This is a genomic window from Vibrio sp. 10N.261.52.C2, from assembly GCF_041471425.1.
GTDB classification, from domain to species: domain Bacteria; phylum Pseudomonadota; class Gammaproteobacteria; order Enterobacterales; family Vibrionaceae; genus Vibrio; species Vibrio crassostreae_C.
Map to the genome: position 1 here is coordinate 1 of NZ_JBFROH010000018.1, position 14060 is coordinate 14060.

General features: G+C 45.6%; 10 protein-coding genes. 5 read left to right on the top strand and 5 right to left on the bottom strand.

Going from position 1 to position 14060, the window contains the following annotated elements; genetic code table 11:
* Positions 1-37 precede the first annotated feature (37 nt).
* Positions 38-1354 (bottom strand): multifunctional CCA addition/repair protein, encoded by a 1317-nt coding sequence (locus AB4307_RS07170; RefSeq protein ID WP_102321465.1) that lies wholly within the window; start codon positions 1352-1354, stop codon positions 38-40.
* Positions 1355-1390: 36 nt separating this feature from the next.
* Here AB4307_RS07170 and AB4307_RS07175 point away from each other — a divergent pair, with 36 nt between their 5' ends.
* Both AB4307_RS07175 and AB4307_RS07180 read left to right on the top strand, forming a co-directional pair.
* Entirely contained in the window at positions 1391-3061 is a 1671-nt protein-coding gene (locus AB4307_RS07175; protein WP_206360673.1) for an ExeA family protein, read from the top strand.
* Positions 3061-4053, top strand: coding sequence for a general secretion pathway protein GspB (locus AB4307_RS07180; protein ID WP_372131496.1), 993 nt, complete (start codon positions 3061-3063; stop codon positions 4051-4053). The genes AB4307_RS07175 and AB4307_RS07180 overlap by 1 nt, the downstream gene beginning before the upstream one ends.
* Positions 4054-4158: 105 nt before the next feature.
* Here the strand turns inward: AB4307_RS07180 and AB4307_RS07185 are convergent, their stop codons facing one another.
* From AB4307_RS07185 to AB4307_RS07195, 3 genes are all read right to left on the bottom strand, one after another.
* Complete coding sequence (locus AB4307_RS07185) at positions 4159-4770, bottom strand: TIGR04211 family SH3 domain-containing protein (RefSeq protein ID WP_017062917.1); 612 nt, start codon at positions 4768-4770, stop codon at positions 4159-4161.
* Between the two features lie 205 nt (positions 4771-4975).
* Positions 4976-6238: an inorganic phosphate transporter gene (locus AB4307_RS07190; RefSeq protein WP_372131498.1), complete on the bottom strand. Its 1263-nt coding sequence runs from the start codon at positions 6236-6238 to the stop codon at positions 4976-4978.
* Positions 6239-6366: 128 nt separating this feature from the next.
* On the bottom strand, positions 6367-7047 hold the full coding sequence (locus AB4307_RS07195; protein WP_010434644.1) for a TIGR00153 family protein: 681 nt from the start codon (positions 7045-7047) through the stop codon (positions 6367-6369).
* Between the two features lie 207 nt (positions 7048-7254).
* Here AB4307_RS07195 and AB4307_RS07200 point away from each other — a divergent pair, with 207 nt between their 5' ends.
* A complete protein-coding gene (locus tag AB4307_RS07200; protein WP_372131500.1) occupies positions 7255-8772 on the top strand; it encodes a CYTH and CHAD domain-containing protein in 1518 nt (505 codons plus the stop codon).
* A 51-nt stretch (positions 8773-8823) separates the two neighbouring features.
* Here the strand turns inward: AB4307_RS07200 and AB4307_RS07205 are convergent, their stop codons facing one another.
* The gene (locus AB4307_RS07205; protein ID WP_372131502.1) at positions 8824-9573 is read right to left on the bottom strand and encodes a potassium channel family protein; all 750 of its coding nucleotides are present in this window, start codon (positions 9571-9573) and stop codon (positions 8824-8826) included.
* 97 nt (positions 9574-9670) lie between these two features.
* On the opposite strand from AB4307_RS07205, the gene AB4307_RS07210 reads away from it, so the two are divergent.
* A complete protein-coding gene (locus tag AB4307_RS07210) occupies positions 9671-10927 on the top strand; it encodes a methyl-accepting chemotaxis protein (protein WP_048658011.1) in 1257 nt (418 codons plus the stop codon).
* Between the two features lie 225 nt (positions 10928-11152).
* A complete protein-coding gene (glnE, locus tag AB4307_RS07215; protein WP_017062913.1) occupies positions 11153-14002 on the top strand; it encodes a bifunctional [glutamate--ammonia ligase]-adenylyl-L-tyrosine phosphorylase/[glutamate--ammonia-ligase] adenylyltransferase in 2850 nt (949 codons plus the stop codon).
* Positions 14003-14060 lie beyond the last annotated feature (58 nt).

The following is a 14060-nucleotide window of genomic DNA, read 5'->3' on the forward strand; positions in this document are numbered from 1 at the left end:
GTATTTTAGGACGAGACATTAGGTAGAGCGGCGACGATTAACTGCTAGCGAGTTCTGATAGGGCGTTTTCAATTGCGATGGCTCTGCGTTTCTCTTGTTCTTCTCGAATATCTTTGCCTTTAAAACCATCGATAATGATCGCTTTTACTTCGACTTGAAGCGCCGCTTGGTAGGCGACTTCAAAGCGCGCTTTTTGAGGATAAGGCTGATCTTCTAATCCTTTTCGGCCTGCGTGGTCGGCCTGGCAGCAAAGTAGTATATCGTCGAACCTATCTGGCTTACGCCAAACATCGAACTTGTTGAGAACCTTGAGAAAGGTGGTTGGTTTGAGCTCGCCTGCGCGGTGGATATTAGAATGTTGCTCGCACACTAACAACGCAAGGTCTCTGAACTCATTGGGCACTCTCACTCGCTCACACAGTTTCTTGATTATCTTAACACCTGTGTGGCAGTGCATTTTATGGCTTGGCCATTCAGCTTGTGGTGTGACGCCTTTACCTAAGTCATGCACTTGAGCTGCAAAGCGTACCGGTAGCGATGGGCTTAATAGTGCGGCTTGCTGAGCAACCATCAGAGTGTGAATACCCGTGTCGATTTCAGGGTGCCATTTTTCAGGTTGAGGGACGCCAAATAGAGCGTCAATCTCAGGTAATACGACTGCCAATGCACCACACTCTTTCAATACAGAGAGGAACACTTCAGGGTGCGGTGTACTAAGAGACTTATGCCACTCTTGCCAAACTCGCTCTGCAGTAAGGTGTGCCAGTTCACCAGATTGGACGATCTCACTCATCATATCCATGGTTTCAGGTGCAACCGTGAAGTTAAGATGGTGAAGCTTGGCGGCGAAGCGAGCCACACGCAGTACACGAAGAGGGTCTTCAACAAAAGCGTCTGAAACGTGTCTTAAGATACGATCCGAGAGATCTTTCTGGCCATGATAAGGATCGTGAAGTTGGCCTTTATCATCTTGAGCTATAGCGTTGATGGTCAGATCTCGACGCATCAGGTCTTCTTCCAAACTCACGTCTGGCGCGAAGTAACATTCGAAGCCTGTGTAACCAGAGCCTGATTTTCTCTCAGTGCGAGCCAGTGCGTGCTCTTCTTTGGTTTTTGGGTGCAAGAATACCGGGAAATCTTTTCCCACAGCAGTAAAGCCAAGGTTTTCCATCTCTTGAGGGGTACTCCCTACCACGACCCAATCTCTATCATAACTATCAATATTGAGCAGCTTATCGCGCACTGCTCCACCGACTAGATAGCGTTGTAGCCCGTTGTCTTTTGGTAGGCTATCGTAAATTTGCAACTTATCACCTCGAAATGTTTTATCACTGCTGGACTTTACTGCAAGCAATGGTACTTTCCATTAATCGTAATTATAGGGCAGCACATGTATAAGGAATATTTTGGCTTCGTTGAGATGCCATTTTCGATTGTACCAAATTCTCGCTACTTGTTTTTGAGTCAGCGCCATCAAGAAGCGATGCAGAACCTACAAGCCGGTTTAGGCGAGGGTGGGGGCTTTGCGATGCTTACTGGTGAGGTTGGTACAGGGAAAACAACGGTCGCTAAGGCGATGTTGTCTTCATTGGATAGTCATACTCAGGCTGGCCTTATACTTAACCCTACGTTTTCAAATACGGATTTACTAGAAGCTATCTGCGATGAGTTTGAGGTCGAGTACCCAGAACAAGCATCGTTGAAACAGCTCAGTCAGGCTATTCATTATTTTCTACTTGATAGCCATGCCGAAGGCATTCAAACCCTATTGGTGATCGATGAAGCCCAACACCTCGCTGCCGATGTGTTGGAGCAGTTACGCCTTCTAACAAACTTGGAAACCGACAATCGTAAGCTGTTAAAAGTACTGTTGGTCGGCCAGCCGGAATTACAACAGCACTTACAAACCACGCAGCTACGTCAGCTAGCACAGCGCATTACTGGTCGTTATCACTTACTGCCTCTTAATACCGAAGAAACGGGCAAGTACATCGCGTTTCGTTTGGAGACGGCGGGTGGCGAGCAGATGTTGTTTTCGAACCGTTCTATCAAGCTGATTGCTCAATATACGCATGGTATTCCAAGGCTCATTAACTTGGTGTGTGATAAAGCACTGCAGTTGGCTTTTCATGACGGTGAGCAGCTACCGAGCAATGAAACGGTTAACCGAGCGTGTCAGCAGGTTATGTCCTTTCAGGCCGATGTGTATCACGTCGAGAAAGCTCTAACTTCTCGTGTCGCGCCTAAGTTATTCCAATACGCAGGGATTGCGACGTTAAGCGTTGGTCTTGCAATAGCGACCTTTAACTTCGCTCCAAGCTATATCAATGCTTGGTTGCCTACGGATGCATCAAATGGAGCAAAGACGGAAGTGTTAGCACGTACTCAGCGTTCTTTGGTATCAGATGTTCCTAAGTTGGTTGCTGAGCCAAAACCTGCCAAGTTTGAATTGCCACAACACATTCAACAACATTTGATGCAGGGGACCAATCGTTCTCTCGCTATCAAAGACTTGTATACGCTGTGGGGATATCAATCTTCACTGCGTGATGGATTGTGCTTAAGTGAGCCACAAAGTGTTTTTGTGTGTGAGCAGCAGCAGGCCAGTTTGGATACCTTGTTAGAACTTGGTGTTCCTGTGGTACTTAATCTCGACATAGACCAAAAACCAGTGTTTGCTGTGCTGTATGGCGTGTCTAAGGATTCTGTCGAGTTGCTGGTTAATGAAAAGCTGTTGGTGATGCCGAAGCAATCCTTAGAGCAAATCTGGCAAGGCGATTACGTCGCTATTTGGAAGCAGCCGCTGCGAGAGACCCTTAAAGAGGGCTATCAAGGTGAAGCGGTTGCTTTGCTTGATCTACTGCTTTCTGAAGTATTAGGAGAGGTTGTTTCCGGTAGTGATGTATTTGATTATGAGTTAAAAATGAAAATCGAAGCATTTCAAACGTGGCAAGGTATGTCTGTTGATGGCATTGCAGGTAAGCGCACCTTAGCAAGATTGCAGAGATTAGCTCAACTCGATTCGCCTAAGCTGATGTCACTAGAAGGGGGCGAAAGCTAATGTCACGTATTATGCACGAACTTAAACAGCCGTCTCACAAGCCATCTTCTATTAATCAGCACTCTCTTAGCAAACCAAGCTTCAAAGGCTACCAGAATCATCATGTTCCTAATTCTGCAAAAGGGATGAGCAACAAGCGAGGTTCATCGTTAGCGATGGGGCTACTCTTAATCTTGGTTCCTTCTTTGTTGGTGGGTGGCGTCTTGGCTTATCAATCGTATATCCAACAACAAGAAGCCGTGAACCAAGCTGCCAATGTCGCTCTGCCAGAATTTAAAACTGAATCAGACATTGAGCCTGAAATTGCGGATGCTGATATAGCAAGCATGGATGCCGTGTCTGAGGAAGAAGATGCCTTGTTCACCGTTCGCCCTGCACCGGCGAGCCAACCGTTGAAAGCATTGCCACGCCAAGAGATGTATGCACAGATTGATTCTGGCGCTAATCGTGCAAACACCGCTGGTGGCTCAGCAGTGATCTTCGCTAATGCTGATAACAACACTCAAATGACAGCCAGTTCTGAATCGTCATCCGTTCAGCCAGGCGCGAGTGATGAAACGACTGCTCTGCAATCAAGCACTGATCAGCAATCAAATAGTGACTTACAATCGGACAGTGATCTGCTGCAAGGGCTAGACCTCAGTGAGTTGCCACCTGATTTGGTATTGAAGCTTGAATCCATTATGGGGGAGCAACAAAGCACTCCTGAGCCGATGGACTCTAGACCCGCAGGGCAAAGAGGCTCTCAGGTTATTGAGTTGGAAACGCACACCAATAGCTTATCAGGCGTCCTTCCTAAGTTAGACCTACAAACTCATATGTACTCGAGCAGCGAGACCAAACGTTGGGTAAAAGTGAACGGCCAAGAAGTGGCGCAAGGAGATTGGATTGGACAAGACATTCAATTACTAGAGATTAAGCCACAATCAGTGATCATAGAGTTCAATCAACAGAAGATAGAAATCCCGGCTCTGTACGAGTGGGAAGGTTAGCGATTTCTATACGTATCTAGATAACAGACAAATAAAAAGGAGCACCTCGGTGCTCCTTTTTGATCTTCGATACTGAATTTACTGTACCTAATACAAGCGTTACGTCTACGCCCAACCGTTTGGTGATTTTCTGCGACGAGGCATGATGTGTGGCAGAACAAGGCCTAGAAGTAGACCAATACCCGCAACACCACCACCGTACATGAAGTACTTCAATAGTAGGTCGTCTTTTTGAGTGTCTAGCTTAGCGCGCAGTTCACGGTTCTCTGTTTGAGAACTCGTTAGCTGTTGGCTAATTTCACTGTAGTTCTGTTCTAGTTCAGCAATCTGCTTGTTACGAGAATCTAGAGAGCTTGCTAGGCCAGCTTTTTCGCTGTCAGCACTCTGACGAGCATTCGCTAGCTTGCCTTTAACTTCCGTCAGCTCTTTCTCTAGCTTAGGCATACGCAGTGCCATGCTTTCTTGAGTGCTTACAAACTTGCTTTCAACCCAACCTTTACGGCCACGGTTGTCTTGAATTTGGGTGTAACCCGTACTCTTGTTAGTTTGTAGGAATGTAATCTTTTCACCAGCATCAACACTACCGATGATACGGAATGTGTTGTTTGGGCCAGAATGCATATAAGTAAATAGTTTGTCAGCAATATAACGGTCTTGTGCAAAGGCAGCTGGAGCCGCAAGCATTGCGAACAAAACTAAGCTAATCAGTTTTTTCACAGTAAATCCCTTAACGATTCAAATTGGGTAGGCGTATGAGTCAGCCTCAATCAGCAAATAATATTTAGTTTCTTTATGCGGTGCAACAAAGAAGGGAGGCAAAGCCTCCCTTTCTGTGCGTTTGAGTCAATAATGACATGGCATTTACATATCGTTACTGAAGCTCACACTGTTCTGACGCTAGTATTCACTAACGCAGTCGCGATTACATAGTAAACGCAGCCTGAATTGCGTAGAAGAACACAACAGCAAGTAGAGCACCTGCAGGTAGTGTCACAATCCAAGAAGCCACGATATTACGTACAACGCCTAAGTTTAGTGCTGCGATACCACGAGCAAAACCAACACCTAAAACAGCACCAACGAGTGTTTGTGTAGTAGAGATTGGAAGGCCAGTACCTGAAGCTAGTACAACCGTACATGCAGTTGCAAGTTGTGCAGCAAAGCCACGGCTTGGTGTTAGTTCTGTAATACCAGTACCAACGGTTGCCATTACTTTATGACCCATTGTTGCAAGACCAACAACGATACCGAATCCACCTAGAGGAAGAATCCACCATGCGATAGTACTCTTACCTGTGATTTCACCCATGTGCTCAACGGTTGATACAACAGCAGACAGTGGACCAATCGCGTTCGCAACGTCGTTTGAACCGTGTGCAAATGCCATCGCACAAGCTGTGATAACCATGAGTACAGAGAAGATGCCTTCAACACCTGCAAAGCCGTGGTCTTCTTCGCGGTTAGCGAATTTCTTCTGGATGTATAGGTAACCGCCGATCATTACAAGCGCAGAAACGCCAGCAGCCCAAACCCATGCTTCAGTGTTGCTTAGGTGAAGACCAACGTGCTTAAGGCCTTTCTTGATGGTTACAAGTGCAATTACCATTGTTGTAATGAACATGTATACCGGTACAAAGCGTTTCGCGTTAAATAGCGGGTTCTCTGTATCAAAAATCAGTCGTTGAGCACTTACAAATATGACGTAAGCGAAGAAACCGGAAATAACCGGTGTGATAATCCAACTGCCCACAATGCCTTGAACGCTGTTCCAGTCTACCGCTTCAGTACCTACAGACACACAAGCGAAGCCGATGATTGCACCGATGATTGAGTGAGTCGTAGAAACCGGCCAGCCCATGTAAGAAGCGAGAAGTAGCCATGTACCCGCAGCAAGAAGTGCTGACATCATGCCGTACACAAGTACATCTGGTTGATGAGCGAATAGAGACGTTTCGATAACACCTTTACGGATCGTGTCTGTTACTTCGCCGCCCGCAAGGTAAGCACCTGCGAATTCAAAGATCATTGCGATAATGATCGCTTGTTTAACGGTTAAAGCTTTAGAGCCTACTGAGGTGCCCATTGCGTTCGCAACGTCATTTGCACCAATACCAATAGCCATCAAGAAACCGAAAGCTGCTGCAACAATAATCAGGACAGTGCCGTAGTTAGCAAGGATATCCATCGTAATACCTAGTTGTTTGATAACAAGCGGAACAAATTTAGACGCAAAAAACCGCTCAGCGAGAGGAATACTCAGCGCATAAGTGGTTTGTTCAAAAAATGCTCTTCGTTATATGGTTAACGTATGATTTAAGATCGAGAAAGCATTACTTCAAGACGAGCGCCTACACGCTGTGCTTGATCTGCAATACCACCAACCCATTCAAGAATTTTGTATAAGAACATGATATCAACTGGATTCAGATCGCCTTCAATTGCCATTAGTTGTTGGCGTAGTTCGATCTGCATCGCATCCGTGTCATCTTCAATTACATCTAATTGATGAATCATTTCGGCAACGAGTGTTACTTCACGGCCTTTAAAGCCAGTCTCAAGTAATTCGTCTAATTCATTGATTACGTTTTGTGCTTGGTTCGCTGCATCTAGACAACGTTTAACGTAAGCGATGAAGTTTTCTTGCATAGGAGCAGGAATGACAAGTTGACGACCATATACACGGCCAGCAATGTCTTTCGCTAGGTTTGCGAGTTTGTCTTGTTGCGTTAATAGCTCCAACATATCGGTGCGATCAACTGGCATAAACAAACCACGAGGAAGTTTAAGGCGAATTTCACGTTTTAGTACGTCAGCTTCTTTCTCAAGGTGAGAAATTTGAGCTCGAATTTCTGATGCTTTTTCCCAGTCACCTTTTGAAGAAACTTCAAAGAAATTAACTAGGTGAGAACAACATTCGTTCACGCATACTACGTGACGCTGCAAAGGTTTAATTGGGGACTTTGCAAATAACCCCATAATTGTATTTACTGGCATGGTCATCCAACCTAATAAATAATAACCTTAAAACAACATACACCATATTCATGGTGAAATGTTAAGCGATGGCTACAAAGTCGCGCATGTTAACCTAATCAATCTCTCATTAAAACTGTTTTAGATCATCATAAGGGCGATATTTCTGACTTGCCGACTTTTCAAATTGGCAATATCCTGTCCCTATCTTCACAGAAAGGTATAACTATGGAAACCGAGATAGAACTGAAGTTTTTTGTTTCTCCTGATTTTTCAGAGACTTTACGCAATAAAATTGCTGAAACTAAAGTACTTCAGCACAGTTGTCGTGAGCTAGGTAACATCTACTTTGACACCGCTGACAACTGGCTACGTAAGCACGATACAGGCTTACGCATTCGACGCTTTGATGACGTATTTGTACAAACCGTAAAGACTGCTGGTCGCGTTGTTGCTGGTCTACACCAAAGGCCTGAATACAATGCAGAACACGACAGCAATCAACCCAAGCTTGCCTTGCATCCAGAAGATATCTGGCCTGAAGGTAAAAATATCGAAACACTGGAAGCCGAGCTTACTCCACTCTTCTCTACTAACTTTACACGAGAGCAGTGGCTGATTGGCATGCCTGATGGTAGCCAAGTCGAGGTCGCATTCGATCAAGGCTTTGTTGAATCAGACGACCTGCAAGAACCGATTTGCGAAGTCGAATTGGAACTTAAATCCGGTCAAACGGATGCGCTATTTACATTGTCTCGCCAATTCTGCGAACAAGGTGGCATGCGTTTGGGTAACCTAAGTAAAGCAGCTAAGGGTTACCGTCTTGCTCAAGGTTATCAAGGAGATGAAGTTACTCCTTTGACCTTAGTTGATACTGACAAAAGTGATACCGTTGAATCGTGTTTTATTCAATCTTTAGAGCATGCTCTCGCTCATTGGCATTATCACGAGCAGATTTTCACAGAGCGTCAATCGATTGAAGCTTTGCATGAGATCAGTCACTCGCTGAGTTTTATTCGCCAAACTTTCACTATCTATGGCGGCATTGTCCCTAGACGAGCAAGTGCGATTTTACGTCAAGAGTTGAAGTGGCTTGAGCAAGAGCTCGACTGGCTGAAAAGCTATGATCACTTCGAAGACTTGCTGGAAGATAAAGGCCATGTACTACGTAAACTCGATGCGCGTAAGTTCTTAGTCGCTGAGCTTAAAGAGATGCAAGAGCAACTGCCAGATCGTGAAGATCTGCTTACCTTGCTGAGCTCTGCTCGTTACACCGGTTTATTGTTAGATCTGAGCCGTTGGATCTTGTCTCGTGGCTGGCAACCTTTCTTAGATGAAAAAGCACGTGAGCAAATGGCTCGTGGTATCGAATGGTTTTCCGTGCAGCAACTCGATCGTACATGGGCCGATTTGATGGAAGCTTTCCCGCCAGAGCGAGTGATGACCAGCCAAGCGTATATTGATCAGCAATACCGTTTGATGCGTAATTTGTATTCTGGCGTTGGTTTCGCGAGTTTGTATAATGACGATGAACGAAACAGCTTCCGCTTGCCATGGGCCGATATGGTGCAAGGCATTGATGACTTGCTGGCACTCAAAACATTGGAGCCTTTGACTGAGAAGTTGGAAGGCGATGAGAAAGTTCAGCTAGAGCGTTGGTTGGCTCGCCAAGAAGTGTCTATTCTGCATGCGATGGAGCAGACACGACAAATCAGCGTTGAGGTTGAGCCATACTGGCAAGACTAAACTCAATACCGATATCAGTATAAGTATGAATTTGAAAATAGGGCTTCGGCCCTATTTTTTTGTTTGTTGCTCGAGCTTTTCTAGTCGCTCTAGTATTTTTTGTTGTTGCTCTATGATCTTTTCAAGATGCTTCTCTTTGTTTTCTGCTCGTTGATTCTCATGGTGAGTTGGGGAGGTGATCAGAGAAGTAATCAAGCCTGAAATCATACCAAACACACCGACACCACAGATGATCACCATTGAAGCCACTAACTGACCGGAAGTTGTCACTGGGTAATGGTCGCCATAACCCACAGTACTGATGGTCACAAACGCCCACCATAAAGCATCATGACCTGTAGTGATGTTGGCGTTCGGATCTTTGTGTTCCAATAGCAGGATCGTGCCAGCACCGATAGTCAGTAAGATCACCAAAAGCAGAATGATGGAAGCGAAAGTGGTCTCTTTCCTATTACGAAATAACTCTCTGAAAATACGTTTACTTGAACGCAGAACTAAGATGACTCGCAGAATTTGAAAAATACGGGCGAAACGAAGAGGCTCGATCATTGGGATACTTGCTAAGAAATCGATCCAGTGTACTTTTAGAAATTCTTTTTTGTTTTGTGATCTAAATAGATCAATTGTGAGCTGAAAAAGAAAAACACTACAGATTATAAAATCGAGGCCGATAAGAACTTGTTTTGATTCTTTATCAATCGGTGCAAACAATAAGCCTGAGATCACAAATAACGCTAAGAAAGAGAGAATCAGTGATAATAAGCTCATCGGCTTGGTGGCGTCTTTGGTATTATTCAACATTCATACGAGGCTCAAAATAAATCGCGAACTTTGACTGAAATAGCCACCTCGCGGATATAGAAGCCATCAATATATAAGAATTAATGGAGAACTGACAATGACTAAACTGTCATTCAAGCCGTGGGAAAGGATAATCTCTGACGTTCGTCTCGTTCCAAAAATGGTCATGCTGATGATATTCAGCACTATCTTGATCATTTCGAAGCAGCTATGGGACGCAAGTACGTTTTACGATTCATTGCTTGCTGTAACGAACAATGCGCAAGTCGCACAACAGCATTACGAGACTTACCTAGTTCAAGTGGCTTGGCAAACAGCCTTGATGATCATTGTGTTTGTGGTTCTTCTGTTAGCAGCGGCGCGCGTTATGCTGCGCCAGACTCAATACCTTAATGACGCCATTAAAACCATGGCAGATAAGAACTTATCAGTGCCGATTCAAATGGACTGTAAAGATGAATACGGCGATGTGGCACGCGAACTTGAAAAAACTCGCGTCCAACTGAACGACATGATCAAAACTCAGGTGGCCTCTTCTGATGAGCTGTTTGCTCTGACGGAAGTGATGACCATCAGCATGTCTGAAACCAAAGAGTCAGCTCAAGAAGAGTTCAACGAGATCGATCAACTGGCAACAGCAATGAGTGAGATGACGTCTACGGTGCAAACTGTCGCTGAGCATGCACAAAGCGCTTCGTCATTGACTGAACAGGCATCAGGCCAAGCTCTTACTGGTCAGAAGTTCGTTCAAGGATCAGTGTCTAAGATGAGTGAGCTATCTTCAGATATCGCAGCATCTGCAGCAGCGGTAAACCAAGTAGAAGAACGCGTTGACTCAATTGGCAGTGTGGTTGGTACTATCCAAGGCATTTCAGAACAGACAAACCTACTAGCATTGAACGCTGCAATTGAAGCGGCACGTGCCGGTGAAGCGGGTCGTGGTTTTGCGGTTGTTGCTGATGAGGTTCGTAACCTTGCACAGCGCACTCAGCAAGCGACGGTAGAGATTCAAGACATGATCAGTCATCTACAAAGCAGCGCTAACTCTGCGGTAGAACTGATGGAGAAGAGTGTTGTTGAAGCGGCTGAAGGTGTTGATCTGGTGACTAACGCGGGAAGTGAGCTTGACGGCATTGTAAGCCAAGTCAATCAAATCAATGATATGAACTTCCAGATCGCGACCGCTGCAGGCCAACAGAGCAGTGTTGCTGAAGAGATGAGCGTCAACCTGACCAATGTACGCGAGCTTGTTGAAGCTTCAGTTGTGGTGGTTGGTGAACTGCTCGAGACCTCTCAGCTTATGGAAAGTAACGCGCAAGAACTCGACGGTAAGATTAAGCAATTTAAGGTTTAGTCCTCAGCACCCAATCTTCATCCGTCAAAGGCTAATTCCCAGAGACTGTTTCTCGGTTGTAAGCTCAACCAGATAAGTTAATCGATAAAACGCCCACATTGCTAATGTGGGCGTTTTTTATTGGCGTAACTTTGGTATAACTTATCTTTAGTTATGAAAACTCGTTATTGAAGAACTGAATCGATAAACCGATTGTTCGGCGCGCAGCTTATACAAGGAAGAAACATGCCATTGCCTTCTCAACTCATCACTCACTCCCAGTCTGCTTTTGAGCAATTATTAGAGCATCAAAGTGAAGCCATCAATACTTGGTCTGAGCCACTGACTGAAGATCTTAAACGTGTACTCGGTTTAAGCTGTTTTATTGGTGATTGCCTGCAGCGTGATACGGTTTTATGTGGTGACTTACCTAATATGTTGGCATGCGAAGAACGCGCTGAAGGATACCGAGAACGCTTGGCTGAATTACTTTCTAGTTGCACCGATGAAATGAGCGGTCAGCGCGTGCTGCGTCAATTCCGAAATCGAGAAATGACCTACATTGCTTGGCGTGATTTTATGGGTTCGTGGGAGCTAGAGCAGAGCCTAAATCATCTATCGATGTTGGCTGAGGCGATGATCTTCGAAACCTACCAATGGCAGTACGATATTTGTTGTAAAGAGTGGGGCACACCTTGTAATGAACAAGGCGAAGCACAGCCGATGTTGATCATTGGTATGGGCAAGCTAGGGGGCGGTGAGCTTAACTTCTCTTCCGATATCGATCTGATCTTCACCTACCCAGAGAATGGTGAAACCCAAGGTGCAAGACGCAGCATTGCCAATGCGCAGTTCTTTACACGTCTCGGGCAACGTATTATTAAGGCGCTTGATCAGCAAACCTTCGATGGATTCTGTTATCGAGTAGACATGCGCCTGCGTCCATTCGGTGAGAGTGGTCCACTGGTCATGAGTTACGCTGCGCTAGAAGATTACTATCAAGAACAAGGTCGCGATTGGGAACGCTACGCTATGGTCAAAGCGCGTGTGATGGGCAGTGAGATGTACCCTGAGTATCAAGAGCTTCGCCAAATGCTACGCCCGTTTGTGTTCCGCCGTTATATTGATTTTAGTGCGATTCAATCTCTGCGCCGAATGAAGTCTATGATCAGCAGCGAAGTGCGTCGTCGTGGTCTCTCGAACAACATCAAGCTTGGCTCTGGTGGTATTCGTGAAGTTGAGTTTATCGCACAAGTCTTCCAATTGATTCGTGGTGGACGCGAGCCTAGCTTACGCGGTCGAGGGTTACTCGAAACCTTAAGTGCGATTGAATCCCTTCATCTGCTAGAGTCTGAAGAGGTGGGGCACCTACGTGAAGCTTATCTGTTTTTGCGTCGCCTTGAGAACCTGTTACAAGCCATGGCTGATAAGCAAACTCAAACCTTACCTGACGGTGAATTCGAACAACTGCAGCTTGCGGTTGCCATGCAATTTTCCGATTGGGATAGCTTGATTGTGGCAACTCGCGCCCATATGGCGAATGTACATACCGTGTTCGAAGACCTAATTGGCGTTGATGAAGATGACGCTAATCCGATCGCGAGCCACTTTAGCGAGTTGTGGGATATGGCCCATAAACCCGATGTAATTGAGCACGTGTTGGAACACGACATTGCGGTCGCGAGCCCGCCTGATGCGGCGAAAACGATCATTCAGTTTAAAGCCGATTTGGCTAAAAAGACTCTTGGCCCTCGTGGGCGGGAAGTCCTCAATCGACTGATGCCGAAAGTGTTTCAAGCGCTGTACACCGCTAAGGATGCCGAGTTTGGTTTGTCGCGAGTACTGCATCTGCTGCATAAAATCGTTACGCGTACCACTTACCTTGAACTACTAGATGAACACCCTGCCGCGTTGACTCAGCTAGTTCGCCTGTGTACGGCAAGCCCGATGATTTCGGAGCAGTTGGGTCGTTATCCAATTCTGTTAGATGAACTTATCGACCCTCAGCAACTCTACAATCCCGTGCCTTTAGAGTCTTACAAGACCGAGTTGCGTGATTATCTAGCCCGTATCCCTGAAGATGATATGGAGCAACAGATGGAAGGTCTGCGTCAGTTTAAGCAGACCTGTATATTGAGAATTGCAGCCGCGGATATTGCGGGTGCTCTACCTGTCATGAAGGTCAGTGATCACCTGACCTACTTAGCAGAAGCCATTGTGGAGGCGGGGGTCAATCAAGCTTGGTTACAAGTATCCGCCAAGTTTGGTGAACCGACCCATGTTAAAGATCGCGAAGGTCGCGGTTTTGCTGTCGTTGGTTATGGCAAAGTCGGTGGTTGGGAGCTTGGTTATAACTCCGATCTTGATATCGTGTTCATGCACGACTGCCCGGTACACATCTATACTGATGGAAAGAAAGAGATCGATGGACGCCAATTCTACTTAAGATTAGCGCAGCGTATTATTCATATTTTCTCGACCAGAACTGCTTCTGGCATTTTGTACGAAGTCGATACTCGCCTACGCCCTTCTGGTGCATCTGGTCTATTGGTGAGTCCAACCGATGCCTTTGACGAGTATCAGCACAATGACGCGTGGACATGGGAGCACCAGGCCCTCACTCGTGCTCGTATGATTTACGGTGATGACTTATTGGTATCTGCGTTTAACAAAACTAGGCATGAGGTTTTGTGCTTGCCACGAGATGAGGCAACACTCAAAAAGTCAGTTGTGGATATGCGTGAAAAAATGCGTGGCCATTTAGGCGGTAAAAAAGCCGATCGATTCATGCTTAAACAAGATGCGGGTGGTATTACCGATATTGAATTCTTAGCGCAATATTTAGTGCTTAGATACAGTAATGAGAAACCTAAGCTTACTCGTTGGTGTGACAATGTGAGAATCTTTGAAAGCTTGTTGTCGCAAGGGATAATGGACGAGCAACAAGGTATGGCATTGACCAATGCGTACACCACATTAAGGGATGAAATCCACCACCGTAATCTACTTAACCTTGATGCGGATGTGGCGATTGAAAAGTTCGAAATGGAAAGAGAACATGTTGTTCAGGCATGGAAGCAGTGGATGGAAGCATAATTCAGTCATAGCGTAGCGAGTGCTATGTTTATCTTGATAGGCTTTTACTCATTTATCT